Origin of the sequence: Bacillus sp. FSL W8-0770 (genome assembly GCF_038008705.1) — a bacterium.
Lineage (GTDB): Bacteria > Bacillota > Bacilli > Bacillales > Bacillaceae_G > Bacillus_A > Bacillus_A cereus.
In genome coordinates this window covers 3086341-3113262 of sequence record NZ_JBBOZR010000001.1, presented here as the reverse complement: position 1 = coordinate 3113262, position 26922 = coordinate 3086341, and the positions used below count along the sequence as shown (strand labels likewise).

Sequence of the window (26922 nt, the reverse complement as noted above, 5' to 3'; positions counted from 1 at the left end):
AAAGGTGTGGACTCCGTAACCCCATTCGTTAAAGGTGTAGAAATACTGCCAGATGGAAGTGACGCTAGAACTGGAACGAACTATAGCGGGAAATTCCAAGAAGCCCATGATGCCTCAAAGGCGAGTATTCAGAATAGGATCTCGAATTTGGAGAGTGGTGGGGTTAAGGGTACGGGTGAAACTCCTAAGATAACTGAAATAAAAGAGAAAGATCTTGGGAAGCACATTGTTAAAGGAAAAAATGGAAGGAAAGAACTTGCGCCAAACGTACGCTATATCACTGAGGATGGTTATAAATATACAACAGATGAACTTGGTAGAATAGTAGATGTTGAGGCGGAAGGATTAATACTTCAAAAAGGAAAACGAAACACAGGAATGCAAGTGGCTGCAGGAAGAGAAGATAGATTGCCTGATGATGGTGGGCACTTGATAGGGACGCAATTCCATGGATCCGGTGATATTGATAATTTAATCGCTCAAAATAAACAAATTAATCGTTCGGGTGGATAATGGTATAATATGGAGAAAGAATGGGTTAATGCATTAGGTGGGAAGCCTCCTAAAAAAGTATCAGTAAAAATTGAACCAGTATACTTAGGTTCATCACTAAGACCAAACTCATTTAAAATAAATACCAAATTGAAGGCCAACGTAAGGTAATACGTGAAATACTTAATAAAACAGGAGGTTGATGTAAAAGTGTTTGAATTAGAATTAAATAAAATCTATCAAAATATAGCGCAAAAAATAAATGATACAATTCCCGTAGAATGGGATATCTTTTATTTTAATGCAGAGATTTATAACCAAGAGGGTGGGGTATTATTCTTTTTCAATACCCCAGATAGATCGGATGAATATATATATTCCCATGATATACCAGATGTATTTAATGTGAGTGAAAAAGAATATGATAAGACATATGATGAATTATTTCATTTAAGTGTAGAGTTACAGGAAATATTTATAAAAAATAATCAGGAACCTTGGTATTCTTTTGATATGATTGTGACATCTGAGGGGAAAGTAAAAATTTATTATGGGTATACTAAATGGTATCAATCTACTTTTGGATCGAATGACCGAGTGGATTATTTTGAATATAAATATTTAGGGAAGAAACCTAGTAATGAAAATGAGCGAAGAAAATTCGAAGAGATGAAAGAATATGAAGAGCAAAATAAATCTTAAAATATTTTTTTGTTAAATTAAGGAATGTATTATTAGCGAGTAAATATGTAAAATATCCAAATTAACTAGCTTTAGTTGGACTATTGAAAGAAGAATAGTGACGGATTAATGTTACTTATAGAACATATGAAGTTAAAGCACTTTATTGTCTACTTGAGGCAACGAGTGCTTTTTTAATAGATAAACATGCTGTAAATTTTTAGAAATTATTTTTTATGAATTCAGGCTAACAAAAATTACAAGTATTATATAATTGAAATTAAACTAGCAAAAGGTGTGGACTCCGTACCCCATTCGTAAAAGGTGTAGAAATACTGCCAGATGGAAGTGTCGTTAGAACTGGAACGAACTATAGCGGGAAATTCCAAGAAGTCCATGATGCCTCAAAGGCGAGTATTCAGAGTAGGATCTCGAATTTGGAGAGTGGTGGGGTTAAGGGTAGTGAATAAAGTGAAACTGGGGGGTTTGTTCATCCCCACTGATTATCAGCCCTCACCAATGGGGGGCTTTTACGGGCAGCTTACTATGAACATCAGGTTGCGTGTCATACAGGTGGTAGCGCAATTTTGGGTAGTGGAGATAACGGTAGAACAGGTAAACTGGAGAAAATTATTTTGGAGATGATAAAATGAGCCGAGTAACTTGGCTATTTACGGATGGAGCGATAGATGAGCAAGTAATTATTGCTGTGGAGAATTCATTTGGTGTCAGATTTCCAGATGATTACCGTGAATACATTAAAAAAAATAACGGTGGTTATCCTGAGCCTAATATTTATGATATTAATGATGATGAGGGTGGGGCAGTCTTTGATTGTCTATTAAGTTTTACAAGCAAAGATGCAAATATAGAAGTTGTTTATGAATTAACTTCACTTCCGGAAGGGATTATTCCATTTGCAAGAGACCCATTTGGGGGACTGATTTGTTTTAATTACTGTGATACTAAAGATTCTCCGTCAGTAGTTTTCTATGATCAGGAATCAGTGAATGAGGATAAAATTAAATTAATATGCGACTCTTTTTCTGAATTGATTGAGAGATTATACTCTGATTGAGAAAAACAAAATGAACAGGAAAGAAGGTTAATTGTATGAGGAATTTAGATTTTGAATATACTTTTACCCCTATTGGTATTGAAGATATCGAAGATTTTGAAAATAAGTATGGTATATTGTTACCTGATGATTATAAACAATTTTTGCTGTCTAAAAATGGAGGGAAAACTGAGCAACGAAGATTTAAAACTAATGACACAACTAAGAAAGGCGTAATAACATCGTCTGTTTCAATGTTTTTTCCTCTATCAATAGAAAATGAAATAAATCTAGAAGAGAAATTAAGAAGTTATAATTTGGTGCAAGTGGTACCAAGTAATTTGCTTCCAATTGGAATTGACCCAGCGGGGAGTTTGATTTGTTTATCAATTGATGGGAAAGATAGAGGTAGTGTATATCATTGTGATATGGATTACTTTGAAGAAGATAACGAGTTAAGAGAGGAATACATCCGACTAATTTCTAAAAGTTTCTCTGAATTTGTTAATGAACTTTCTGAAAAATAGAATTGCATTATTAGCGAGTAAACATGTAAAATATCCAAATTAACTAGCTTTAGTTGGACTATTGAAAAAAAGAATAGTGATGGATTAATGTTACTTATAAAACATATGAAATTAAAGCACTTGATTGTTATTTTGGACAACAAGTGCTTTTTTCATAGATGTATTTAAACTTAATTAATAATTCGTTATATATTAATAAAAGGAAATTAATTGTTAATATTATATAATTGAAATTAGAAGAGCAAAAGGTGTGGATTAGTAGTGGTTCAAAGTATGATTTGAAAGATCATGTGTGGATTATACCAAAGAGTATTCTTTGAGAAATGATCTATTAACTCTTATTGAGGAGTGTGAATATGAAAGTTGATAATTCTGACTATGGAGGTTTTATTGTTTCTAAGAATGTTGTATCCGGAAAACTAATACGTTATACATTTAGAGAAAAATCAGAAGTTCCTCAATTAAATGGGTGGACTATTTACTCTTCAGAAGATAATGATGAATATGTAAATGATTCTAGTAATTTTCAAGTTTTAGGAGCAAACTCTGTATTAGAAATAGCCCCAGTTATGTTAGAAATTTTTGATGCGCCCTATGGAACAGACCTATGTTGGTTGTATAAAGAAGGTGTTCACGTAGGATTTTATGATTTAATAAGTGAAGATGAGAAAGATATTGGTCAAATTGTAAAAGGAAATTGATACTATTTTGTGAGTTATTTGGGCAATGCCAAAAATACATTTCCAATAAGAAAAGTCAACAGCGACGTTAGGAGAACGTAGTGGTCTGTTGACTTTTTTAGTGTCATTTCATGACAAGATTTATTTATCATCTTCGTTTAAGTTAATGGTTTCTTTGTTTTTACGAACTTCAAGGATAGCTTTTCTCATGTCTCGTTCGATTCGTTGCTTGTAAAGAAGTTCTGTAAATGCTCTAAAGCATTCATTATCACTTCCAACATACACTCGAATCAATCAGTTTAAATAAAAAAGCTCGCTTTTTTCATCACTGTTTTCTCAACAAAAACCGATATTTGCCCGCAAATCCTCAATAATATTAATACCATTGATATTATAGTTTGTCCGCTTGATATTCTAAGATTACAATGAGACTAGATAAAAGTTTATATATTAAGCCAGATGATATACAGTTTAAAAAGTGTACAAGGATATGAAAAGAGTAAATTGAAAAAGGTGAAGTGCCAAGAGAACTTTTTACTCCATAACAGCTTGATCAGATTGAAAAGGGAAGGACTAGAATAAAGGAGGTTACTTGGCACCATCATCAGGTTCCTGGAAAGATGTAATTAGTATTAGAAGATATTCATGGGGCAGTTAATCATATTGGTGGAAATAAATGATGGGGAGAGGGTATGAGATGAGAAAAGATTTAGAGTGGGAATATGCTGATGCAGAAGTATCAGAAACTAAGATTAAAGAAATTGGATTACAATTAGGCTTCCAGTTACATCAAGATTATATTGATTGTGTAAAAATAAATGGAGGTGCGAGTGTATTACCAGAAGAATTTAAAGTAGGCAATGTAGAGCGTTGCTTTGGCAGTTTATTTAGTTTTGATGAGGAAAGTAGTGAGTACATTGTTAAAAAGTATGAAATATACAAACCTACGCTTCCGCAAAAAGTATTCCCTATTGCAATTGATCCAGCTGGAAATTTAATTTGTTTAGATTATAAAAATAATACAGAAAACCCAATTGTAGTTTTTTGGGAACATGAGAATGCTGGCGAGAAAGAAATGTTAATGCATCAAGAAGGTTTAACAGAAGCACAAGTAGAAGAACTGGCAAGAGAAAATGTATTTTTTGTTGCTAATACGTTTACAGAGTTCTTAAGTAAGTTACATGATTAATAGAAAGTTAAAATTAAAATGAACATACTACATAATATCAGTGCTATGTATACTGTTGATACAAAAGAACCTCCTTCGAAAGAAAAAGAAATTAAAGCGCTTCAGCATTTCTCAGTAATAGATGTACCTACAGAATATATAGAAATGATTCAGCTAGCTTCAAATGTTGAAATTAATGTTAATGACCAAATGTATATTAGGATATGGGGAGCTTCGGATTGCATAGAAATGAATGAAGCTTATAAAGTGCAGAATTACCTTCTTCATTCACTCGCAATTGGTGATGATGAAGGTGGGGGTGCATTAATTTATCTACAAGGTAAAGATGGTTTTGGTATATACTATAACAGTTTTGGAAATTTGGACATGGAGGATGCAGTTAAAATTGCACCATCTTTAACCGAGTTATTAGTAAATAATGTTGGTGTGAATATCTTATTAGACATTTGAGAACATGTAGAGAATTTGGTGTTATAGTTTCATTGTAATTTGTTTTCTAATAACTATAGGGAATACAGCAAAGAAAAAATAACAATATCTATTATTAATATTCTTGGCTTAGTTTGTTAGTAAACAACCAGATACAAAAGAATACATATAAAGTATGAATAGGGATGTAGTAAAAATGACAATGATACAATTTAATTCTTATCATCAAAAAGTAGAGGTAAAGAGAAATTTAGAACTTATGAACTTAGAGCATAAAAAAATTAGAGAGTATGTGAATTTTGATGTATGTTCTTTTGAGCAATTAGATGAATTTCAAGTAGGATACAGGATTGACACCGATGGAAACTCCCTTGTAACCGATGAGGAAGATACTTGGGATGCAAATTGGATTGTTATTGCATATGAAACTATGTGTGGAGATCCAATTATTATTAACTTAAGTGAAGAAGGATACCCTATATCTTCCCTCATGCACGGAATGGATAGTTGGAGTGGTGGCGATTTTCTTGCAGATTCCATGGAATCATTTATTAATTTTATGAAAGATATAGGTGATTTTCTAACTGAGAAACAAGTGTTAGAAGGTAAGAGAATGATACTAACTAAAGAATTGGATATATTGTTAAATGAGTTTTTGGAAAGAAATAAATTTACTGATTTTGAAATATGGCACTCTTTATTAAGTCCATTATTTGATATTGCAGAAGAATATGAGCAAACAATGGAGAGAAAAGTAAAAAAGATGAAGGAAGAAGGAAAGAAAATAACGGAAATTGCCCACATGCTTAATATAAAGCCTAAAGAAGTGTATGAGTATATTAAAAAATTTTAATAGAAACTCTTCACTTTTAAGAGAATAATCAAGCACGATGAATGGAGCAATACAGGCAGAAAATGCTTGGATTTTTTATAAAGCCCAAACAAAAATCTGTTGAAGAAGAATCCATTTTGATCAATCTTTTTTCAAGATGGATGTTTTTTATTTATCGTAAAACTTAGGATTGAGAGTTGTTTTTGATTAGAATTTATTTCGAAGCAAGGGCAATGGGGTTTCGAGGCAGCTCTGCATGAGTAAAGATACTTACAAAAAATCAATGAATTTCAAAAGAATATCCATAAGTGAATTCGGTATGGAGAAAGGGAATGAAAGACGAGGGACGCGAAAGGTGGCTACAGGGATGAAGTATGGTGAAAATACTAAGTTAGTTGAGGAAGTTATCGAGTATATACAAAAGAGAAGCTTATTTGATAGGAATGATATAAAGTTACATGAATTTTTACATGACATTGAAATAATTCATGATTTTGATAAAGCACAGGAATTGGCTTGGTCTCAAGATTAGGATGTTACACAAATCGTTTGGGATGATATGAAATCGGATGAAAGTGCAAAATTATTAGAAGGAACTTATAACCTTAATATGGAATCAAAAAAAGATATGTTATATGAAGTTTTTTCTGATAACTATAATTATTATCAGGAGTTTATTTCTATGGATCATATAAATATTCTTGAGGAAGTAGAAAGAGACCTTGAGATGTGTGCACTAAATCGTTTAGTAAATGGAAAAGTGGATAATTTTTATGAAAAGGTATTTAAGGTGTATAAAATGGGAGGATGGCCTTATGGATGGAAAGGTGAGTACATGGAAGGGAAAATGATTGTCTACTTACCAAATGAAAAATGAAGGCTTACATACCGACATACTTTATGAATTTCATGAAATCTATTGCGAAACGATTATAGAGAGATGACAGGCGATACGTTTAAATATCTTGATAGTTTAGGAGGGATTATTAAATGATTAATCTATTTAATATTCCAGATTTGATAGAAAAGTCAGCAGCGAGTGATATTGAAATTCAAGCAGTAGAAAATCGTATGAATGTTACATTACCTAATGTATATAAGGAATTATTGAGATGTACAAATGGCTTTTCAATCGGTAGTGGGTTACTTATTTATGGTACGGAGCATATTGCAGAAAGGAACGAGGTTTGGGAAGTAGATGAGTATGCGAGGGGATATGTCTCAATTGGTGATGACGGTGGGGGTAATGTATTTTTAATGGCTCAACATGCAGAGGAAAAAGAGGTGGTAGTAATTGATTCTGGGGACATGAATCCAAGTCATGCTACTGTAATTACCGCTGATTTTAAAAAATGGGTGAATAGTGGTTGTGTAAGTGAAATAGAACAGAAAGCGATACATAAGTCGTCTGATATATGTAATATAGTGTTAGTGAAAACTCCTAGTGAAGGTTTGAAAGATTTAATAAGAATAAAGAACATATTAGGGCTTGAGATTTCCGCAATTGATTTGCTAAAGGGTTCAAAAAATCTTCCTTATATATTAGTAGAGAGATTTCCATACGGTAAGGCGAAAAAACTTATTGAAAAATTAGCAATTGATAGTACTATACTGAGTATAGAAACGACTGGAAAAAACAGTTAATATCAGAGGGTAACTTTCATACGAATAGAGAAATCGATATGAATCCAAGGGAGTAAATAGGGAGAGTTAAAAATGATTATAAATGATGCAGTTTTTGGTGAGATTGAGTATACATATGGATGGATTAAGGACATTAATGTTGAATTTTGTCGAAAAGAAGTTGAAATAGCATTGATAGTGAAAGGTGAAGAAGACGGTAAGTTTGATGAAGGACAATATACTGCTTATAATTCATTATTGCAAAATTGGGAACGACTACAGCACGTTTTTTTACAAGCGATTTTAGACTATTACAAGCAAGAGCGTCAACAATTAGGATATGATATTGAATTTAATGAAAATTATCCGCATATCGAAACAATTGATCAATTACTTAAGAGGATCACTTTAGTTGGAATTGTAGTCCCATATGGAGATATTCATGAAGAACGAGATATTGGGATAACTTTCGATTGTACGTGGGATACAGAGAATGGATTAGGAATACGTTTACTAAATGAAAAAGTAACTGAAGTGGGGTATCAAGACGTTGCTATTTGAATTTTAATCTAAGGAGTGAAAAAGTAATATGAAAGAATTTGAGGAAAGGTTTAGTGAATTGCAAGCTGATATGATATCTATATGCATGGAATATGTTGAAAATAGAGCTGATAAAGTATATGTGTACGCTTCATGTGAAGAAGATATGATTTCTAGTAGTTTCTTTTATTTCATTAACAATAAGTATGTAGAGTGTCACAAGGTTAATGATGCATTGGAAAATGGGAAAAAAAGATATGATGTATCTCCAGAACGAATGTTTCAGGTTCTACAAATTATAAGTGAAGATATTGAAGGAATTGAAATGTTATGCAAAGAATACGAAAAAGATATGCCAACTGAGATGAAATTAATATACGATACTAAGAGTGGTAAGTTTAAAGCTGAATATGAGTATGATTTAATCCATACAAATGATGATATAAAAACGGCGGATGATTTTGCTGATGAGTGGTTTGAGGAAGTGAAAAATAATAACCTTTAAAAGGGGGACAGTAATAGTTATATCTTAGTTAAATAGATAATGAGTGGGAGTAGAAAATGGAGAAATCAGTATTAGAAAAAATAGAATTAATTAAGGGTATTTTAAATAATGATCCATTTTGTTTGCTTATTGGTGAAATTATAGAGGTAGAAAAAAAGATTGATGAAAGATTAGAAGAAGGCCCTTTGAAAGATTATAATTTTATTATAAAAAAATATGAAATGTTGAACGGTGGAGTAATTACTATATATGGTCATCTAAAACGCGAAAGTATTCAATTTTATACGGAGGACATGCCAGGTGGTACTGATAAGTGGATTTGTATAGGGAAAATTGAAAGATATCCATTGTTTATTAATAAGATTAATGGAGAAGTTTCTTGTTTGTATGGAGATTTAATTAATCAAAATTTTATTATTGAGTCATATGGTGATTTTAATAATTTCTTACAACATTATTATGTAGGAAAAAGATATTGTGAATTAGGTAATAAGTTTGTTCAATTTGGAGGAATTAGTGAAACCGTAGAAAGTAAAGAGGATGATTGGTACCAGTTATTAGAAAGTAATAACTTATTATAATAGATTAATTAAACGTATTATGAACATAATGATGTGAAGATATGTGATAAATTATAATAACGATGTTGTAAAAAGGAGGAGAAGTTAATAGATTTTAATGGGGGAATTTCCGTTCTATATAAAATGCGTTTTCTAGAGAATGAAGGGGATAATATTGAAGTTTTTGAGAGTATTCTTAATGAATTAGCAAATAAAGGGACAAATGATATAATTCCTGATCTTTGTATAATTTTTGAGGATCATATTGCTGAGCCATCAGCGGGTGACTACCTTGTTGAAACGATTTTTTATATTGCTGAACATTCCGGAGTAGAGGAAGGACTATGCAAATTAGCTATTATTATTCCTAAAATGTTATCTCATGCAGAATTCTAGGTGGAAAGAATTCATCGGACACTTTTACATTCAAAAGATTTAGTCGTATCGTATATGAATATTTTAGAAAATATAAATAGTTCAACAAAGCAAATAATTAAAGGAATTCTTCTCGAGATAAGAGAGGACAATCCAGATTTATATTTAGAAAAAGTAAATTTAATCTTAGAGAAATTGTGATAAGGGGATACTATGGAAAAGAACACATATTTAGTAGCATTTGACTTTAATCGAGAGAATACTGGTAATTAAAATAAAATTTAGCCTTTTTTCTAGTATAAGGAGGGATAGTTTGTGGGAAAAGATGAAATTGCAAACTTATTAGACAGTATGTTAGATAAAGAAATAGAGGATTTAGATTCCCCTTCAGATAATGATTGGAGGGAACTGGAGAAAAAATTTGGATGTCAATTTCCTAAAGAATTTAAATGCTTTATTGAACTAATGTCTGAATATGTATTTCCAGGGGATATTTTAAATGTTTCTCGTGGTAAGACGAACGGAAATGATACTATTGAATTTATTTATGATTATGAAATGAAAGAAGGTTTTTGGAAAAAAGAACTAATCCCTTTTTATAGTATAGGTAATGGGGATTACTTTTGCCTTCATTCAAAAGAGGGGCAGAGAACGGGAGTTTACTTTTATTTTCATGAAGAACATGGTGTAACTAAGGAAGCGGATAATTTTGAAGAATGGTTAAATCAATTACCAACCTATTTGAATTAATAGCAAAAGATAGATTTGTAAAGAGGTTATTTAATAAATTTATATAAAATAACTCTAAAGTTTGCGTGTAGGAATATGAAAATTTAGCTGAATTTGAATCTGCAAATAGCCTGGATATACTTCGTTAAAATATCAATCTAGATAAATAAAATGGTTAAAACTAGCTAGGGGAGCTTCGGAAAATATTTAACGGAGATGCCTAAAGCTTTACCAAAAATGGTTGAGAGTGCAAAAGAGTGGGCAATGCTACTAAACATAAGAATTTTAAATAATGATTTATATAGAAGTGAGTATGCTAAAGTACTTGTAGGAATGAATCATGATATACAACTAACGATAATTAATTTACTTAATGAAATTATTGCTGATAACCCTAAAAGATTTGAGAGGACTGCCAATGAGGTTCTTAGTCAATTACAAGGAGTTCATAAAAATAAATGAGAATTGTAGAATTTATTGTATTATAGATAAAACTGAGAACACCCTAGCGAAGAGCTAGGGTGTTTGTGTTATATAGTTTCACCATATGCTTCTGAATTAGGAGTAGGAGTAATCAATGAATCTTTTGTAGCGTTTCCTATAATAGAATGTAGATGTTTAACATTTAAATATAGGAAGAAAAACAATTAAGCTTTTATTTTATTTAAAATGGATACTCTATTAGTAGTGAATAATAAATAATTTTGCTTTACTGTCTTAATTAAAATACGATCAGTTGTACCATATGCTGTTCCAATTCGGATTGCGCTTTTTTCTTCAACACCAGCATATGTATTATCTTCCGTCACCTCAGTGATTTCACATAATGGAATATGAATTTTAGAGAATTGCCATGAAATAATTAGTTCATCTTTTGTTTTTTCAACATGAATACCTAACATATTAACAGAACCTTTCTATAATAAAATTTCACTCGTACTATTTTATTATACAAATTTATAAATTGAATTTCTATTTTTTTACAGAGAGTATACAATTAACAACGAGAAAAATGTTCATCATTACTTTCATTCCTATTATAACGAATTCTACAATAGAAAACAGAACGTATATTTGGTATAATCGAAATATACTATATGAAACGATGTACATGAGTTTGGGATTTATGAAAAAAGGTAACATAATAATACATACGCTATAGGATTCAGTTCATGTTATACAAATCAATCGTTAGAAAGGAAAAGAAGTATGAATCAAATTTCATTCGAAGATTTATTTGAAGAAGAAAACAAACGAGAAAAGGTGGAGGTAGCTGAGACCCCCGTGCCTTTATCGCCCTTACAAAAGGATATTTTAGAGTTAATTAATTCTGAAGAAATAAGTGCACTTGAGTTATGCGAACAATTAATACGAGCTGGTAAAATATCAGATGAGAGATTCACAACGAATAAGCCTAAAGCATATGGGCAAGTATGCTTACTATTAGAAGGTTTTGTTAAAGAAGAAAAGCTTATTTTTGTCAAAAGTGATGAGAAAAGAGATAGAGTATATAAATTGAATGAAGAAGATTCTAACGAATAAAATGTGTAAAGTATAGTAATGAAATAAAGAAGTCCTCATATTTGTGTTGAAAGATTATTTTCACATAAGCGTGGGGATTTTTTTTGAGGGAGGATGTATGAAAGATTGGGAGTATAATGAATTATTTCATGCAATTCGGGAGGTGTATGAAGAGTTATTAGATGAAGAGAGAGGGTATCGATATGCTATAGCAAAACTAGCGGATGAATTTGATAATTTAGGAAAGATTGAAGATGTTATCGTTGATACTGCCATAGGAGAAATAGCAGTCAATCATCACATGGTTTTTGTTGGACGTATTAAAGGTATAACAAAGAGGCTAAGTATGTTTAATCTTCAAGAGGCAGAAGGTGAATTGACAGTAGAGGAAATAAAAGATTTATCGATAAGAATAAATAATGTAATAGAAGGGTTAAAAAATGTAAAGAGTGATTATAAATCTTCGGTTGAATAATTCATGTTTCTGCCAATGTAAGAGACATAGCTAAACAAGAGAATAGAAATCGCTGCATACATAAAACATAAGATAGATGAGAGATAATAAAGATTGGAAAAAAATAAGACTAAAATAATGGGATTGATAGGCATATGGTTATCAAATATAAAAAAATTATCTTATAGATAGTTAAATGGCTATTACTATATTACAAATAATCAACTTTTGTTTTATTTTTTATAGGAAAACAAAAGAGTAATCGTAAAGACTACTCTTGGATTTTTTTCTTTTCTTCATTTTCAATTTCGGAAACAGACTTTTCAGGATCTTTTATAAGTTTTCCTAATTCCGCAGAGCAGTCAAATTTATCTTCGAAATTTTCTGTAGTACTAATACGAGCTACAAAATCTAATTGTTGGTTATTATTTATATACCCTTTTAGTCTAGGAATGCCCATAGGACTAGTTTCACGTTCTGTAAATGTAATAGATTTCACATCTTTAATATTATAATGAATATACTTTTCTACACGAACTTCTTGTGCTTTCCAAAACTTTTCTTCTATTTCTTTATGTTTTAAGTATTCTATTGTAAAATACCCTCCTGCTATGAGCACCAAAGCAGATACAATTAAAATAATTACTTTCTTCATTAGAAATGCCCCTATTACATTCTTTTTAAAATTGGATAGGGAAGACAAGAATAGTGCAAAGACTATTCTTTTTTCTTTTCTTTCTCTTCCTTTTCAATTTCGGATACGGATTTTTCAGGGTCTTTTATAAGTTTTCCTAGTTCTCCAGAACGTGAAAATTTATCTTCGAAGTTTTCTGTAGTACTGATACTAGCATCAAACCATAGATCTTTATCATCATTTATATATCCTTCTATAGACGGAATTCCCATTGGACTTATTTTATGTTCTATAAATGTAATCGATTTAACATCTTTAACATTATAATGAATATACTTTTCTACTCTTGTTTCTTGTGTTTTCCAAAAAAATTCTTCTTTTTCTTTATGTTTTAAGTATTCCATTGTAAAATATCCTCCTGCTATAATACAAATAATGGATAAAATAATTACTAATTTTTTCTTCATAAAAAATCCCCTTGTATTTGAATATAGTTAAAATATACCATGAAATGAATTGAAAGATATGAGTGAATTTAAAAAGAATTCAATTGCGACAGATGAAGATTACTTCGAACTATCAGATAAAGTGTATGATGATAAATTTTTGCACAAAGGTGTAGAAATAAAAGGTGTTAATGGTAAAAAGTGGGTTGTTATAGAATCAATAGATGCAGATTGTCAAAAAGTGAAAAATGGATTACAAGCTATTGCAGTGGTACCGAAAAATGATTATAAAGAGAATATAGTATTTGCATTTCGTGGAACAGAGCCTAAGCAATTGGCAGATTTCGAAACAGATATCGATCAAATTACGTTTGGAATTAAAACACATTCTAAATTAATTACTCCAAGTAATAGTCAAACAGTAAAACCAGATTTTGCAACATCTTTTAATACCGGGTTGGAATGGGTAGATAAAGTAAATGAAACATATCAGCCAACTTATGTGCATGCTACAGGGCATAGTAAAGGAGGCGCAGAAGCTGATTATGTTGCTTCGGAACGGAATTTTTATGCAACTACATGGGCTGCACCAAATCCTTATCGTTTGCTAAGTCCTGAAGCGAAAAAACGAGTAGATAGAGGGGAAATGGAAAAAAAAGCTACGGATTATACACATGAGAATGACCCAATTGGTAACCATACTCAATTCGGTGCACCTCTAATTGGTAAGCAATTTACAGTGAGACAGAATGATACAAAAGAAGATTTTTTTACACGTTTAACTATGGAAGGACACGGTAGAGATACATTTAGAGGAGCATTTCATTCCAATGGAAGTCCCATATTAAAATTAGAACCTGAAGATATTATAAGACAAGCACAAAAAATTCAAATGCTCAGTAATCGATTATCAGATATAGCAAAAAATATAGAAGAGTTTCAAAGAAGAGAAGCTGAAGCGGTTCAAAAGTTGAAAAGTCAATTAAAATATGAAACAGGGCCAGGTGGGAAATATCATCTATTAGAAGCATATGAAATAGATGAAGCCATCTCACGAATTGCCAAAACGAAAGAAGGTGGAAATGACTATTTTCACGATGTACACATGGCAGAAGAATTAATTCATCTTTTAAGAAAAGAACAAAAAAGTTTAAGTAGATTTGGGGACGAAATTAGTGATGCAGCAAATTCACTTAGGGATAAAGATAATCAATTAGCGGGGAATTTTCAGTTTAGATAAGGAGATAATTATATGATGGATTTTATGGGGGAAATTAAAAAGATAGAAAAGCAAATCGAAAGTGTTACAGGAGATTTAGCAGATCAGGTTGTTGAGGAGTTACAAGCTGCTAAAAAACAGATTGAAAGAGAAATGCAGCGTATGATGTTAAAAACAGAAGTAGGGTTTAAATCAATAGACATTATAAAAGAAGATACATATGCTCTTCAAAAAAACATAGGGGCATTTCATGAATTACAAACAAGTCTAAGAGATATAGCAGCAGAATTAGAGAAAAGTTTTGAAAGTAAAACTGGCAGTAAAATAAATGAAACATTAAAAAAATATGAAAAACAAATTAACAACAACATTTTTAATGAACATGTTCACTTAGCAAACAGTTGTGGCAAAAAATAAGAGAAGAGGAAAAACTAAAGATAGTTTCTATTGCTTTAATTTACTGAAAGAGATGCACTGTGTAAATGCGAGGTTTGGATTGAACAGAAAAGTGTGTCTGGTGAGAAGTAAATGAATTTTGAACATTTAAAGACCTATGATAGCATACGTTACAAACGAATATTAGAAAATCCCTCTCATTGTATATAGAAATTACACAATAAAAATAGAATTATATTACGATAAAAACTTACTATTACATACAAGGCTTAACCATTAGCTAATATTGTAAAGGAGGATTGAAAATGTTAAATGATGTGTTAACGAAGGAGTATATAATACAGAATGGCCTTGAGTTTGAAGAATGTTTAGAATATGGGGGACCTTATGGGTTAGGAATAGTAGAGTGTGCGGATGATGGTAAAGAAAAATTGTTTACTGGCTTAGCTTATGATGTTTATGAGAATGGAAATATAGAATGTTATTTCTATGTAGAAAATGGTGTTAAACAAGGAGAGTATGTGGAGTTTTATATGGATGGAAATATAAAAAGAATCAGTAATATGAATAGAAGCGCGGTTGAAGGGTACTGTGTTGAATTTTTTCAAAATGGAATGAAGAAGCATGAGTCTGAATGTATTGCGGGACGTGAAATGACTTTTAAAAAGTATGATGAACAAGGGAATATTGTAGAACAAAAAATAGAACTAACTGAATTCGATATATTATATGCGGAAAAATTCAGTAGCGGTTTAAATAAGTAATAAGCACTATATTAAAAATGTTGAATATTAATAAAATAACGAATTGTAATTCGAGTGAGAGATAGTCGTAGAAAGAGATATAGGAAATGTGAAGAGGTATCGAAATATAGAAGTATGTTTATGGCGCGAACAAACAAATATAAATGAGAAAAAGAGTTGGGCGTTCATTTTCCTTTAGATTATATAGAATGTGTAATGAAGAATAACGGAGCACATGTTAGTCCAGAAGTATTTGAAGTTGAGGGGAAGAGAAAAGTTTTTTGCACATTACTAACTTATGATATGGATGATGATGAAAATATTATTGAGATATTCAATGATTACAATGACACATTACCGAGTGCATTGATTCCATTCGCATTTGACCCAGCAGGAAATTTAATCTGCTTTGATTATAAAAATCATAAAGAAGATCCAATTGTCGTCTTTTGGGAACATGAGGGGGCATGGGAAAAGGAAACATTGATGGAAAGTGAAGGGATTACGGCTGAGGAAGCAGAGGAAAGAGCAAGAGAAAATGTATTCTGTATTGCTAATGATTTTACGGAGTTTTTAAATAAGTTACATGATTAATAGTGGGAAAGGATTCAAACTTATCTGGCAGTGATAAATGAAAATAGTTACATAACCTTGTTCCTAATAAAGTGGAGATTAAAATGAAACCGAATAATTTTACAATCGCAATGTATCCTACAGTAGCATTTAACGAAGAAGAGATATTAAATCGTCTTTTAGATGTATTTGAGTCAAATGAAAAATTTGCTCCTACTCATTGGAGGAACTGTGAAACAGTGAAGGTAGAATATAACCGTCAGGAAATTATAGAAAAAGTAATTTCGGAGCGTAGAGTATCTGAAGTTCATCTGTATCGTGATAAAACAGTGCACTAGTAACTCTAAAATCAACCATTATGTATGTTTTGGGGTTACTTGACGTTAACTCTACATCAGTAGAGTTAATAAATTATTTAAATAAAAAACTGTTAATATACAACTAGAATTAATGACGGGTTATATTCACTTAAGAATATAACCCTATTTATTAGAACCAGTAGTATATAAGGAAATTATCCCACGGGTTATTTGCAAATATTAGACGAGGAATATTTGACGCTGTAAAAGAAAAAATATTTACTCTTATATCATTATTGATGTTGTCCTCAATTTTCCTCATGTAGCACTTGAAAATCAGTAACAAGTGAAACAATTTTTCCTGCTTCATCGATTCCCCAATAGGAAGGATAAAATCCATCTCCATAACCTGAACGGAATATAATGATATTACTTCCTGTTTCCTCACAAACCACGCAATTTCCCCAATCTTCATCATGTTCTGTTAGTATGTCATCTATAAGATCATCATACAAACTAGTAAATTCTTCTCCTAGTTCTTGTTGTAACCTATCTTCTATTTCTTCTAACTTACCAATTGCTTCAACATCTGCAAAGCACCCTAAGCTTGTATCAACTGGGTAACCAAAAATATAACCGTCTTCCAGTTCACTTACATTTTGTCCTGGTTTTGTTGCCATCTTCCATCCTACCGCTTTTGACTCCGACAATTTCAATTCAGCACCAGCAATGACTCCATCTTCCTTATGCCACCAAGCAACAATTGGATATGTACCTGGCTGAATTGTTTGTTCGAAGTGATTTTCATTAAAAATAAGAGGATCACAAGCGACAATTTTACCTGAAGTAACTTTCAACTGTTCTAGTGCTTCGGAACGCAGGGCCTCACTATCCGGTTTAGATAATTCACGTAATAACTTTGACATAATGTTTCTCTCCCTTTCTTTTTAAAATATTTGTTGATGCTGCCTCCCATATATTTTTATATGAGTTACATTTGTGTTCTGTGGTATTTCTAGCGCCTTTGTATGTTCCTATAACTTTGATATTATCGCCATGAACTTCTAAAAACTCTGCGGCATATCGTACCCGCGTTTTTCTAATAGTTCCGCAACATATTCTTCATGCGTTTTACGTTTTCGGATATATTGCCCCGTACAAGTGTAGATGGAACAAACATTTATTCATTGAAAAATATAACAAATGAATTTGACTTTAAAATTAGAACCAGTTTTGAGGATGTAAATAATAATCCACCCGTTGATTATATTATTTTAAGGGTAAAAATGCATTAATTAAAAATTCAATAAAAGAAGATCGAACTAGATAGTCTTTCTAGATTAATCTTCTTATTTTATATTCTCAAGGGATATCCCACTTCACTGCGACTCATTGCAATATGTCTACTTCTGTGACACATTACACAATTGGACAGAGATAATGAAGTAATATGAAAAATAAAATAAAGATTTAAATTTAATCCTATATATTTTTTATAAATTCTAAAAGTAAATCCCTTATTTTTGGTATGATTGACAGAGACTATTTAATTTCTTATGAATATTCTTGAAAAGGAAGTCATGCTGTATGAAATCAATAAATGTAAATGGGAATATATATTATATTGAATCTGTTCCTTTTGAAGATAAGAGTGAGCAGAATGAAGAAGGATACTACGAATATTTTTACAAAGGAGTCAATTTATCGTTTCACTCGGACAAAGAAATAATTAAAGCCCGAATTTATGACGACGAAGAAATAATATATTTCTTAAAAAATCCATTTCTTGCTTTTGGTAAAGATTTTGAAGCTATAAAAGTATATATAATTAAATTTAAAATTCCAGGTAAAAAAAAGCCTATATAGAATTATAGCTATAATTCTATATAGGCGTTACCATGACCAATTATAATAAAACAGGAAAACTCACAAAGTACTTATGCCTGTGGGCTATGAAAGGAATGTATTCGAAATTGAGTAAATCAAGTGAAATAAGTAGATTTGAAAATAGATTCTCAGAAAATGTGATTGAAATAGCAGCTGTCACAGGGGCATTAGGAATCGGTGCATCAAAAGGCGGTGACAACATTTTGTGGACTGCGTCAATTGATTTGATTGCGTGGAAAGACTTACATACCAATGAAACGATTACAAAAGAAGATATACGACTCGCATGGTTGGTTGATGATGCAGAATGGAGAAAATCAAAAGACATTTTGACAGCAAATACAGTTGTAACATTACAGGTGCGCAAGTCAGAAAATTCATTGATGCTTGTTAAGGTTTTGGAAACACCATATAAAGATGATGAGTTGGAAATCATCTTACAAGATGCAATGAAACCGCTTTTTTATCATGATGAGATGTTGGGTGTGTTCGAACTCGATAAAAGAGTGAAAACTTTTGAAAAGAGAATATCTTGGGCTGGTGAAGAATGTCATTTATATTTTGATTGGAGTGAAGACAAACATATGATGAAGTCTGCACTGGAAACAGCACATGCACTTTTCAAAGAGCAAGATGAATGGAAAATGAAAATGAAAATGTACGCTGCAAAAGAACTGGTAGAGTTAGCAAATGAATGGCTACAAGATGATGATGAAGCAGAAATCGACGAAATTACAAAAGAAATGTTCATTAATTCCATCACATTAAGCAGCTTAAGCGTTTATTCAGAAGGTGATTTTGAAATATTCTTTTCGGATGGAGATATATTTTGGGGACATTCTATCATTGTAAGCGGAAATATTCATGAGGGGCTCTCTTCGGCTGAGATTGCAGGATAAAGTGAAACTTCCATGTAGGATTAGATACGTTATTACAAAAATCACTAAAAAATGGTATTGAAGCAGCATTTGACTTTAATCGAGAGAATACGTGTAAATAAGGCAGGATCGATTGAAGAGATTTATAGTGGAAAAGTAATAAGAATCGCTATATAACTTTACTATTAGTATTAAGGTGGGATATGAAATTCAATTATTTTTCAAATATTAATAATACAGTAGGAAATGAAATCCTATTAATTTATAGTAGAATTTATTCAAATAATGAAACGGTATGAGGAGAGTGAAGGGGGAGAATTTAGGTATATACAGATAGGATTTATCTCTCCGGAAGATAAGGCTATTATTTTTGACAATGAAACAGGAGAAGTATTAATAGAAAACTTTGAAACAGAAGAAAAGGAGTTTCTTTCTAATTTCCTAGTTGAGTTGATAAGTAATTTAAAAATGGAGCAGAGATAATAATATGGTATACAGGAGGATAAAATGATCTCACGACAAGATTTTTTAGTGAATTGAAATGAAGAAATATACGGTTTAATTCATTATAATGAAAAAATCATTCACTCGTTTTCCTTCTCGAAAGAAACGAAAGACTTCTTAATTAAAGCAGGTTTTCCCGAGTCTGCTCCTCCATTTCTTACATTTGAATCTGCGGATAACGGCGGCGGGATAAGGTTGAGCAAGATACAAAATGAATTAGGTACGATGTATGATAAGTTTATATATTTTGGATTTACTGGTAGTGGGAATCCAATCTGTATTGATGAATCTAAATCACAACTCGTATATATAGATTATGACAATGAAAATAAAGTCGTTCTTATAAATAGTACGATAGAGAAGTTTGCAGAATCTTTACTTGTCTATGTGGAATTTATAAAAGAAGTAAAGGCTGCCAATGGAAGAAAGGCTTATATTGAAAAAAATATACCTGAAGATTTGGTGGAGTGGATTTCTAGTGCACTTCAAGAAATTGATGCAGTTGCTTTAACGGAAGGATGTTTTTGGACAGAAGAACTAGGGAGTTTTAGTGAATAAGTGTAGATAATACTAGATGGTATTTTTAGTGTGGGAAAAATAAAAATACATCTAGTAGCCCAATTAAATCTTAAAAGACATAAACACATCAAGAAGGTGAAAAAATGATATTACCAGAGGATTTTCGGGAGAAATGGGATGTTAATAAAGATGGCCCACTCATTACATTTCCTGAAAAAGAATTAATAAACAAAAACTTTTCAGCTGAAGTGAAACGATTTTTGTCTATAGGAGGCTTGCCAGAAACACCGCCACCATATTTAGAATTTACTTCATCTCAGTCTTTCGTAAGGTCTATTATAAATGTATTTCATATGCCAGAAGAGTTTCGAAAATATTGGTATTTAGGAACAACAAGTTCTGGAGATCCAATTTGTATAATTGAAAAACAAGAAAAAATAGTATTTCTAAATAATAGTGATGCGTATAAAGAAGCGTTTATGAATTCTTCTATACAACAATTTGCAGCATGTTTATTAGTATATTCAAAAATGATTGATAAGGCAGTAGAGATAAATGGTGAGGATGCCTTTATCGATAATAATATACCAGAGTGTACAATAAGTTGGTTGAAGGAAGAATTGAAAAAAATTGATGATAAGTGTATGGAAAAGGGTTCTTTTTGGTGTATGGAAATTGAGAGCTTATATGAATAATTAGAAGTGAAAGAAAAGAATAAATGGAGTACAAAGAAGAAAGTGACCGTATTTGGACTGATATTCTTTGTATTTATTGGATTATCTATTATCGAAGGGTATCAGAATAGTAAACTAGTTGAAGAAGGTACATCATTACATGCAGAAATTGTAGGTAGGCATGTAGAGGAGGAATTCATATTTACACACCCAACATTAGTAGTTGAGGTAGACGGTAAAAAGCATAATGTATGGGTAAGTGAAGAGACATATAACGGAGCAGAGTGGTTAGGTAGACTAAAAGTCATCAAAACAAAAGATGGTAAAGTGGAGAAAGACCCTAGATATGAGGGTGAAGACTTAATCACGAGTTATTAAGGGACAAGATAAGGTTCCTATAGTGGTAGAAAGAAATGGTTCACTATTTGTTTTAAATAATGTAAGTGGAAAGAACGAATTCGAGGATTTCGAACGTGGTTGTTTATAGAGGTTTCGAACAGTTTAAATGAGTTGATTTCTAGTTTGAGATTACAAAAATAGTAAAGTGAAGAATGTTTATATGAATTATAGACCGGCTAGAGGGGCGTGGAAAAGTGGAATATAGTGGAATGGCTTCAGTTTGGTTTGGAATTTCTAAATCACTCCAAAATCTTGAGGAGTATGTCGATATAGATTACACGATAGATGGTGATTCAGTTCATTCAAAGTTTGGGACGAGCTTTGAATTCGGTTATTATGATGAAGATAATATTGAAATTTGTTTTTATGAGAATAATAAAAGGGAAATTGAACATATTTTAAATGATTTTTCTTATAGTGAACGAATTATTCCTAAAATAAAAAAGCTAGTAAATGGAGATAGTTTAGCGAACGATATTAACTTTGCTATTGTTCTTTATGATTTTAAATATAATGAAGTGAAAAGAGAGGATATGTTTGATGGTTTAGAGGTTACATTTATTGGTTCTATGCCGTACAGGTAGTTTGCAGGGAGCTGCAAATTCATTTCATAAACACATGGATAAACCTTGTAAAGGAGGGATACAAATGCATGCTTTGCCAAATTGCTTAGAAGAAGTTTTGGAAGAAGACATATATAAGCGGGCGGATAAAGATCAGGTGTATGAAGTAATAAATAGGTTAGGTGTAGAAGTGTCTAATACATTTAGAGAGTTTTATTATCGATTTGCAGGACCTTTTTGGGACGAGCACGTTCCTTATGAATTACTTGATATTATAGATGAAGAGAATAATATTGAATATTACACAATTATTGCTCGAAAGGAACATGGATTTCCTAATAAGTATTTAGTTTTAACGGAAATGACAGCAAATGCTGCATTGGTCCTTGATAGTGTAACTGATAAAGTTTACTCAGTAAATTTTGAAGGTGGAGATGAATTACTTTTAAATGGAGAATTAAAGGAGAGTTGGCCAACGTTTTATATGTTTTTGAAAGAATATTTCAAATGTTAAGTGTTGATGGGAGTTAACAATAAGCAGGGACACCTTAGTAATAAGTGCGAGAGGAGTGACGGATAAATGACAATGAACGATTCAGTTTTTGGAGAGATTGAATATAATTATGCTTGGGGTAAGCGTATGCCTATAACTTTTATAGGCAATGTCACTGAGATTGATTTGATGATAGATGGTGAAGAAGATGAGATGTTTGATGAAGGGCAGTATGTAGCGTATCAATCATTAATAAAAAATTGGGAAGAGGTACAAATAAGTTTACTACAGTCTATATTAGACTATTACAAACAAAGGAGATGTGAATTGGGATATGATATTGGAGTGCAAGAAAATTATCCATTAGTTGAAACAACTGATCAAATACTAGAGATGATCGGTTTAGAGGGTATTGTTGTTCCGTATGCAGATATTACGGAAGGGCGAGAGGTTGGAATTACATTTAATTGTACGTGGGATATAGAAAATGGTGTAGGAGTTCGATTATTAAATGAAAAGGTAATGGAAGTAGGTTATCAGGATATTATTTTTTAATATAAGTTAAAAGTAAATGAGGGGATATATAACCTGAATGAAAAAGGTATCAATCTTTATCAGATTGACACCCTAATACGAATCTTTTTTAACACCTTACATACTTACGCTTAAAACCAAGTCTTCCTCTATCGAGTTCTTTCTGAATACTCTCTGTAGCATTTAACAAACTGCTTTTTTTCTTATCACGTTTGATTTCAACTATACCAACTTCTTTTGCAGTCTCAACTGCCTTTTCGTGTAGTGGTACATATGAAATTGCCACGGTGTTTAGGAAATTATTCATAGCGGATTTTGTTCGTTCTGGAGAATGATGAATTGTATCTTTCACCATTTCAAGCATATCGGAAATTTTACTTTCGGAAAATTCATTGTCTTTGCGATTTCCTAATAGCCAACAGTAGCAACTCCAGCCGGCAGACATTTTAAGCTCGTCCCCACTTGCAATCCATTTATCAGCAACATCTTGCGCAATATTTGACTCCGATAAAGTTACTGCCACTACATAATCAGATAGCATATAAAAATATGCCCCGTCTATCCAGCGATCAAAATCAGACTCACTCATAGCTTTTGGATCGGCAATAATACCTGCAAAGTACATAGCATCGTAGTTACCTGTGGCATAAAGTTCTTCAGCTAACTCTTGATTTAATTTTATTTTTTTAGCGATTGGTTTCATAGCACCTGTAGCTACTCCGAAAACCGGTTCGTGCGCACCGTTAGATATGTATATTTTTTTCGTTCGTTCCTTACCTAGAGCTTCAAGTTCTTGCATAACTGTTTTAAGATCCATAGTTGTGCAACTTCCTTTCTTCATGTGAAAGCCTTTTTAAGTCTTTCATATTTCTTATTTTAATACTAATTGTATTTAAGAGGTATGTCTACTTTCTAAAGGTATCGAAACTTGGTTTGAATTTTAGATGAAATAAAGAGCTAATTAAAAGGGTGGTATAATATAGAAAAAGTGAATGATGAACATCAAATAGGGGGTATTCAATTGGAAATAAAATTGAATCGATTATATAGAGAGATAGCGGAAACGGTTCATGCCATGATTCCAGAAGAATGGGAGAAATTTTATTTTTATGCACAAATATCAGAAGCTGGAGGGGGAACTTACTTTTTCTATAACAACTTCAGAAATAAACAAAATTATAAGTATAGTGTAGAAATTCCTTTTAAATACGAAGTTAATGAAGAGGAGTTTGAAAGGAAAGAAGATTCTTTATATAAATTGAGTAAGGAATTAAGAGATGTTTTTAAAGATAATCAGCAAGAGCTTTGGTACTCTTTTACAATGTCTCTGGAACATAGTGGGGAATTTAACATGCATTTCGATTATACCAATTGGCTCGAAACAGAATATAGTTTTAGTGATCAAATGATTATTTGGAAACGTAAATACTTAGGTGAAGTACCAATTAATGAAAATGATAAAGCGCTAATTAATAAGTATGATAATGAATTTCCGAATAATCCTATTTGACTGAAAGGAAAGAAGAAATGGTTTTTATAAAAATCATGAATTTTAAAGCGTAAGTTGAATGAGAATATATATTCATAATGGAGGACGCTATTAATGGAAGTACACGGAATGGTTTCAATATGGTTCGGTAATATGCAAACGCAAGATCAGTTGGATACATATATAGATGTTACGTATGATGAAGAAGGAGACTCTATACCAGCAAGATTTTTTGTTGATTTTAATATTGATATGATTGATGTAGATGAAGATTTTATTGAAAAGGAAGTGTTAGAAGAAGCGAGTGATGACATTTCTATGTTATTAACGGGATGTTCATATGATGATAAAATACTTTCTCGAATTAAGGAAGTAGTTAAATTAAATAAATCCTATAATTCTATCGTTTTAATTTATAATTTTCAATATGACAATTCAGTAAGTAATTGTGAAGGTTTTAATTTTGTAACTGCTACAAGTTATCTATAGTTAGAAGTAAAGTACAGTAGAATAAAAATGATTTGTATAGTTTTTCCAATAAATATTTGGTATGATGGTGAATGGGAAAAATATACAAGTTGTTAGTTTTTCAAAAAAGGGGGATTGAATTGAAAAGAACACCTGAATTTGTATTAGGTTTAATTGGTGGCATTTTGGGAATTATTATTTCCATAATATTAATAGTTGTAGCGTTTAATATTATGGAAGGTGTTGATTACGAACTTTTAGCTTATTACTCTATTATTTTAACGGTTCAAATAGGATTGTTCATTTTATCGTGTTTAGTAAACAAGGTTAATAATAAAGTTTATGGAGTTTGTATGATTGTGATTCCTATAGTTATGTTGTTTATGTCATTATTCTTTTTACTTATTCCGACAATTTTACAAATTATATCTGGTTCATTTGCATTTAGGACATTAAAGTTAGAATCGAATGTAAGCTAAATATAATTATTAACGTCTGAATATTCGGTTTTTTAAACATTTTCGTTTGCAGTTCAAATTAACATAAAGTACAAAGTTGTACGCTTTAGGAGGAGAAATAGATGATTATTTGGTCTGGTTGGGGTTTTTTAGTCGCAATTATTGTAATTATTAATACTCTTTTGGGTAAGGCTATCTTTGGATCTATAACGGGGGACGCTACATATTTTCAAGACCATAGTTGGCCAATGGCGGTAATGTTTATTATATCAGGGGTTATGTCTTGGTATTTAGGTAAATATATTAATAAGCCAGATGGGAAAGTTTATATAGATGCCGAAACTGGTGAAAAAGTTATGTTTAACAAAAAGCACTCATTATTTTTTATAAAAATGGAATATTGGGGACCGATTCTAGGAGTTATTGCGATTGTAACTTTAATTACAAGATAAAAAAAGAGGATGGGTATAGCAAGAGTAATCTATTCAAGTAGAAGGAGAAATCAGTCATGAATGCAAAGAAACTACTAGGGGTAGCAGTTCCGGTCATGTTGTTATTTGGTTGTGGAGTTTCTGAGAAAACGAACACTTCTAAACAGGAGAAAACGGAAGAGTCTAAAGTAAAAGAATCGAAGTCTAATAGTAAGAAAGAAAAAGTTTCAAAGGAAGACTATCCTAATAAAGTGTATAAATTAGGAGTAGAGTTTGATAAGTTGTTTGCGGAGCATAACAATATTACAAGAGAGGTTTTTGACGGTAAGAAAAAGAAATCAGATATAGTAGATAGTGTGAAAGAATTAAATAAAGTGTTAGATAAATTTGAGTCAATAGATCCCCCTACAGAGTATGTAAATCAACAAAAGGATTTTGAAAAAGCAATTGGTTATTTTAGAGAGTCTTTTTCTTTAATAAATGAAGTATTCACCCGAAAAGAAAAAAGAGAAAAAGGCGATAAGACTGATAAAGAGTTAATGGAGAAATCCGAAAAGTTAGTGAAAGAAGGAGATATTTACTGGCTTAAGGCATTCAAAGATCTTGAAGGGGATATTAAAATCGGTGACGGTACAGTATCTGTGAAAGATTTGAAAGAGTTAGATAAGAAAGCTGGAATTAATACGGATAACGTTATGAAGAATGTGAAAGATGGTACGGAATTAATCGGTAATTGGGGATTCAAAGGAACAGACGGTTTCATTATGTCACTTATTCTAAAAGGTGATAAGACATTTGAAACGTATGGTAAAGGTGAGTATCCAAATAAAAAGAATTATATTGAAGGCACTTGGGAATATGATAAGGAAGCTTTTACAATCTATTTACATCTCAATAAACGTTTAGTAGACGGTGTAGAAGATACAATTCAAAAAAAGAAAATAGCATATAAAGTTCAAGATTATGATGGGGAAAACTTGCAATTATTTAATGAGACGTCATTTCATACAATTAAGTATGTGAAGCAAAGTTAAAGTTATGTAGGACTAGGTTTAAATGGCCTAGTCCTTCATTAAAGTGCGAGTATGTAAAGAATATGTTATCTTTCGTTCTGTTTACTT

35 protein-coding genes and 10 pseudogenes are annotated in these 26922 nt (G+C 31.5%); 40 read left to right on the top strand and 5 right to left on the bottom strand.

Annotated features, from left to right (window positions below):
• The first annotated feature begins 6 nt into the window (after positions 1–6).
• From NST27_RS16005 to NST27_RS15920, 19 genes and pseudogenes are all read left to right on the top strand, one after another.
• Positions 7–695, top strand: a pseudogene (locus NST27_RS16005) (DNA/RNA non-specific endonuclease).
• A 7-nt stretch (positions 696–702) separates the two neighbouring features.
• Positions 703–1194, top strand: coding sequence for an immunity protein YezG family protein (locus tag NST27_RS16000; RefSeq protein ID WP_000462362.1), 492 nt, complete (start codon positions 703–705; stop codon positions 1192–1194).
• Between the two features lie 276 nt (positions 1195–1470).
• Positions 1471–1637: pseudogene (locus NST27_RS15995) on the top strand (hypothetical protein); the annotation flags it as partial.
• A 78-nt stretch (positions 1638–1715) separates the two neighbouring features.
• Positions 1716–1826, top strand: a pseudogene (locus NST27_RS15990) (HNH endonuclease); the annotation flags it as partial.
• Positions 1823–2251 (top strand): SMI1/KNR4 family protein, encoded by a 429-nt coding sequence (locus tag NST27_RS15985; RefSeq protein WP_000092335.1) that lies wholly within the window; start codon positions 1823–1825, stop codon positions 2249–2251. The pseudogene NST27_RS15990 and the gene NST27_RS15985, both read left to right, overlap by 4 nt.
• 35 nt (positions 2252–2286) lie before the next feature.
• The gene (locus NST27_RS15980) at positions 2287–2757 is read left to right on the top strand and encodes an SMI1/KNR4 family protein (protein ID WP_001245029.1); all 471 of its coding nucleotides are present in this window, start codon (positions 2287–2289) and stop codon (positions 2755–2757) included.
• A 356-nt stretch (positions 2758–3113) separates the two neighbouring features.
• Positions 3114–3458, top strand: coding sequence for a DUF2185 domain-containing protein (locus NST27_RS15975; protein WP_000861780.1), 345 nt, complete (start codon positions 3114–3116; stop codon positions 3456–3458).
• 676 nt (positions 3459–4134) lie between these two features.
• The gene (locus tag NST27_RS15970; protein ID WP_033689323.1) at positions 4135–4626 is read left to right on the top strand and encodes an SMI1/KNR4 family protein; all 492 of its coding nucleotides are present in this window, start codon (positions 4135–4137) and stop codon (positions 4624–4626) included.
• Positions 4627–4644: 18 nt separating this feature from the next.
• Complete coding sequence (locus NST27_RS15965) at positions 4645–5076, top strand: SMI1/KNR4 family protein (protein WP_001023210.1); 432 nt, start codon at positions 4645–4647, stop codon at positions 5074–5076.
• 175 nt (positions 5077–5251) lie between these two features.
• On the top strand, positions 5252–5908 hold the full coding sequence (locus tag NST27_RS15960; RefSeq protein ID WP_000177842.1) for an SMI1/KNR4 family protein: 657 nt from the start codon (positions 5252–5254) through the stop codon (positions 5906–5908).
• A gap of 298 nt (positions 5909–6206) precedes the next feature.
• On the top strand, positions 6207–6419 hold the full coding sequence (locus NST27_RS29625; RefSeq protein ID WP_001986430.1) for a hypothetical protein: 213 nt from the start codon (positions 6207–6209) through the stop codon (positions 6417–6419).
• A gap of 159 nt (positions 6420–6578) precedes the next feature.
• Positions 6579–6764: pseudogene (locus NST27_RS29620) on the top strand (hypothetical protein); the annotation flags it as partial.
• Positions 6765–6877: 113 nt separating this feature from the next.
• Positions 6878–7531, top strand: a complete 654-nt coding sequence (locus NST27_RS15950) for an SMI1/KNR4 family protein (protein ID WP_000609054.1) — start codon at positions 6878–6880, stop codon at positions 7529–7531.
• A 72-nt stretch (positions 7532–7603) separates the two neighbouring features.
• Complete coding sequence (locus NST27_RS15945) at positions 7604–8071, top strand: DUF2004 domain-containing protein (RefSeq protein ID WP_000586114.1); 468 nt, start codon at positions 7604–7606, stop codon at positions 8069–8071.
• A 28-nt stretch (positions 8072–8099) separates the two neighbouring features.
• Positions 8100–8555 (top strand): immunity protein YezG family protein, encoded by a 456-nt coding sequence (locus tag NST27_RS15940; RefSeq protein ID WP_000657444.1) that lies wholly within the window; start codon positions 8100–8102, stop codon positions 8553–8555.
• A gap of 56 nt (positions 8556–8611) precedes the next feature.
• On the top strand, positions 8612–9136 hold the full coding sequence (locus tag NST27_RS15935; protein ID WP_000415784.1) for a hypothetical protein: 525 nt from the start codon (positions 8612–8614) through the stop codon (positions 9134–9136).
• A gap of 87 nt (positions 9137–9223) precedes the next feature.
• A pseudogene (locus NST27_RS15930) lies at positions 9224–9691 on the top strand (Imm30 family immunity protein).
• A 114-nt stretch (positions 9692–9805) separates the two neighbouring features.
• Positions 9806–10240, top strand: a complete 435-nt coding sequence (locus NST27_RS15925) for an SMI1/KNR4 family protein (RefSeq protein WP_000513837.1) — start codon at positions 9806–9808, stop codon at positions 10238–10240.
• 177 nt (positions 10241–10417) lie between these two features.
• Positions 10418–10681, top strand: a pseudogene (locus NST27_RS15920) (Imm30 family immunity protein); the annotation flags it as partial.
• Positions 10682–10866: 185 nt separating this feature from the next.
• Here NST27_RS15920 and NST27_RS15915 read toward each other — a convergent pair.
• A complete protein-coding gene (locus NST27_RS15915; RefSeq protein ID WP_000900619.1) occupies positions 10867–11121 on the bottom strand; it encodes a SunI/YnzG family protein in 255 nt (84 codons plus the stop codon).
• A gap of 307 nt (positions 11122–11428) precedes the next feature.
• On the opposite strand from NST27_RS15915, the gene NST27_RS15910 reads away from it, so the two are divergent.
• Positions 11429–11761, top strand: a complete 333-nt coding sequence (locus NST27_RS15910) for a DUF3895 domain-containing protein (RefSeq protein ID WP_001071929.1) — start codon at positions 11429–11431, stop codon at positions 11759–11761.
• Between the two features lie 97 nt (positions 11762–11858).
• The gene (locus NST27_RS15905; protein WP_000656087.1) at positions 11859–12215 is read left to right on the top strand and encodes an Imm3 family immunity protein; all 357 of its coding nucleotides are present in this window, start codon (positions 11859–11861) and stop codon (positions 12213–12215) included.
• A gap of 250 nt (positions 12216–12465) precedes the next feature.
• Here the strand turns inward: NST27_RS15905 and NST27_RS15900 are convergent, their stop codons facing one another.
• On the bottom strand, positions 12466–12849 hold the full coding sequence (locus NST27_RS15900; protein WP_000755747.1) for a DUF1433 domain-containing protein: 384 nt from the start codon (positions 12847–12849) through the stop codon (positions 12466–12468).
• Positions 12850–12911: 62 nt separating this feature from the next.
• A complete protein-coding gene (locus NST27_RS15895) occupies positions 12912–13295 on the bottom strand; it encodes a DUF1433 domain-containing protein (RefSeq protein WP_000728330.1) in 384 nt (127 codons plus the stop codon).
• 58 nt (positions 13296–13353) lie between these two features.
• Here NST27_RS15895 and NST27_RS15890 point away from each other — a divergent pair, with 58 nt between their 5' ends.
• The 5 genes and pseudogenes from NST27_RS15890 to NST27_RS15870 all read left to right on the top strand — a co-directional run.
• On the top strand, positions 13354–14514 hold the full coding sequence (locus NST27_RS15890) for a hypothetical protein (RefSeq protein WP_001288652.1): 1161 nt from the start codon (positions 13354–13356) through the stop codon (positions 14512–14514).
• 12 nt (positions 14515–14526) lie between these two features.
• On the top strand, positions 14527–14910 hold the full coding sequence (locus tag NST27_RS15885) for a hypothetical protein (protein WP_000968639.1): 384 nt from the start codon (positions 14527–14529) through the stop codon (positions 14908–14910).
• A 284-nt stretch (positions 14911–15194) separates the two neighbouring features.
• Positions 15195–15653, top strand: a complete 459-nt coding sequence (locus NST27_RS15880; RefSeq protein ID WP_000930906.1) for a toxin-antitoxin system YwqK family antitoxin — start codon at positions 15195–15197, stop codon at positions 15651–15653.
• Between the two features lie 147 nt (positions 15654–15800).
• Positions 15801–16226: pseudogene (locus NST27_RS15875) on the top strand (SMI1/KNR4 family protein); the annotation flags it as partial.
• A gap of 83 nt (positions 16227–16309) precedes the next feature.
• A pseudogene (locus NST27_RS15870) lies at positions 16310–16540 on the top strand (hypothetical protein); the annotation flags it as partial.
• A gap of 272 nt (positions 16541–16812) precedes the next feature.
• On the opposite strand, the gene NST27_RS15865 reads toward NST27_RS15870, so the two are convergent.
• The gene (locus NST27_RS15865; protein ID WP_000040613.1) at positions 16813–17430 is read right to left on the bottom strand and encodes a DUF4241 domain-containing protein; all 618 of its coding nucleotides are present in this window, start codon (positions 17428–17430) and stop codon (positions 16813–16815) included.
• A gap of 661 nt (positions 17431–18091) precedes the next feature.
• On the opposite strand from NST27_RS15865, the gene NST27_RS15860 reads away from it, so the two are divergent.
• The 9 genes and pseudogenes from NST27_RS15860 to NST27_RS15820 all read left to right on the top strand — a co-directional run bounded on the left by NST27_RS15860 (position 18092) and on the right by NST27_RS15820 (position 22976).
• Entirely contained in the window at positions 18092–18370 is a 279-nt protein-coding gene (locus tag NST27_RS15860) for a hypothetical protein (RefSeq protein WP_025708725.1), read from the top strand.
• Between the two features lie 86 nt (positions 18371–18456).
• Complete coding sequence (locus NST27_RS15855) at positions 18457–19290, top strand: DUF2262 domain-containing protein (protein ID WP_000677953.1); 834 nt, start codon at positions 18457–18459, stop codon at positions 19288–19290.
• 528 nt (positions 19291–19818) lie between these two features.
• The gene (locus tag NST27_RS15850) at positions 19819–20331 is read left to right on the top strand and encodes an SUKH-4 family immunity protein (RefSeq protein WP_306302921.1); all 513 of its coding nucleotides are present in this window, start codon (positions 19819–19821) and stop codon (positions 20329–20331) included.
• Positions 20332–20435: 104 nt separating this feature from the next.
• Complete coding sequence (locus tag NST27_RS15845; protein ID WP_000602766.1) at positions 20436–20987, top strand: SUKH-4 family immunity protein; 552 nt, start codon at positions 20436–20438, stop codon at positions 20985–20987.
• Between the two features lie 3 nt (positions 20988–20990).
• Positions 20991–21344 (top strand): annotated as a pseudogene (locus NST27_RS15840) (hypothetical protein); the annotation flags it as partial.
• A gap of 7 nt (positions 21345–21351) precedes the next feature.
• A pseudogene (locus tag NST27_RS15835) lies at positions 21352–21506 on the top strand (SecY-interacting protein Syd); the annotation flags it as partial.
• 53 nt (positions 21507–21559) lie between these two features.
• A complete protein-coding gene (locus NST27_RS15830) occupies positions 21560–21949 on the top strand; it encodes an immunity 22 family protein (protein WP_000456758.1) in 390 nt (129 codons plus the stop codon).
• 64 nt (positions 21950–22013) lie between these two features.
• Positions 22014–22442: an SMI1/KNR4 family protein gene (locus NST27_RS15825; protein WP_047386526.1), complete on the top strand. Its 429-nt coding sequence runs from the start codon at positions 22014–22016 to the stop codon at positions 22440–22442.
• Positions 22443–22508: 66 nt separating this feature from the next.
• Positions 22509–22976 (top strand): DUF6985 domain-containing protein, encoded by a 468-nt coding sequence (locus NST27_RS15820; RefSeq protein ID WP_000178426.1) that lies wholly within the window; start codon positions 22509–22511, stop codon positions 22974–22976.
• Positions 22977–23064: 88 nt separating this feature from the next.
• On the opposite strand, the gene NST27_RS15815 is transcribed toward NST27_RS15820, so the two are convergent.
• Positions 23065–23772: a DNA alkylation repair protein gene (locus NST27_RS15815; protein WP_000364669.1), complete on the bottom strand. Its 708-nt coding sequence runs from the start codon at positions 23770–23772 to the stop codon at positions 23065–23067.
• 204 nt (positions 23773–23976) lie between these two features.
• On the opposite strand from NST27_RS15815, the gene NST27_RS15810 reads away from it, so the two are divergent.
• From NST27_RS15810 to NST27_RS15790, 5 genes are all read left to right on the top strand, one after another.
• Positions 23977–24465 (top strand): antitoxin YezG family protein, encoded by a 489-nt coding sequence (locus NST27_RS15810; RefSeq protein ID WP_000403544.1) that lies wholly within the window; start codon positions 23977–23979, stop codon positions 24463–24465.
• Between the two features lie 93 nt (positions 24466–24558).
• Entirely contained in the window at positions 24559–24933 is a 375-nt protein-coding gene (locus NST27_RS15805) for an immunity 22 family protein (RefSeq protein WP_000451794.1), read from the top strand.
• Positions 24934–25052: 119 nt separating this feature from the next.
• Positions 25053–25391: a DUF4064 domain-containing protein gene (locus NST27_RS15800; protein WP_000831724.1), complete on the top strand. Its 339-nt coding sequence runs from the start codon at positions 25053–25055 to the stop codon at positions 25389–25391.
• Positions 25392–25492: 101 nt separating this feature from the next.
• Positions 25493–25822: a hypothetical protein gene (locus NST27_RS15795; RefSeq protein ID WP_000587853.1), complete on the top strand. Its 330-nt coding sequence runs from the start codon at positions 25493–25495 to the stop codon at positions 25820–25822.
• Between the two features lie 56 nt (positions 25823–25878).
• Positions 25879–26835: a DUF3994 domain-containing protein gene (locus NST27_RS15790; RefSeq protein ID WP_000992208.1), complete on the top strand. Its 957-nt coding sequence runs from the start codon at positions 25879–25881 to the stop codon at positions 26833–26835.
• The last annotated feature ends 87 nt before the right edge of the window (positions 26836–26922 follow it).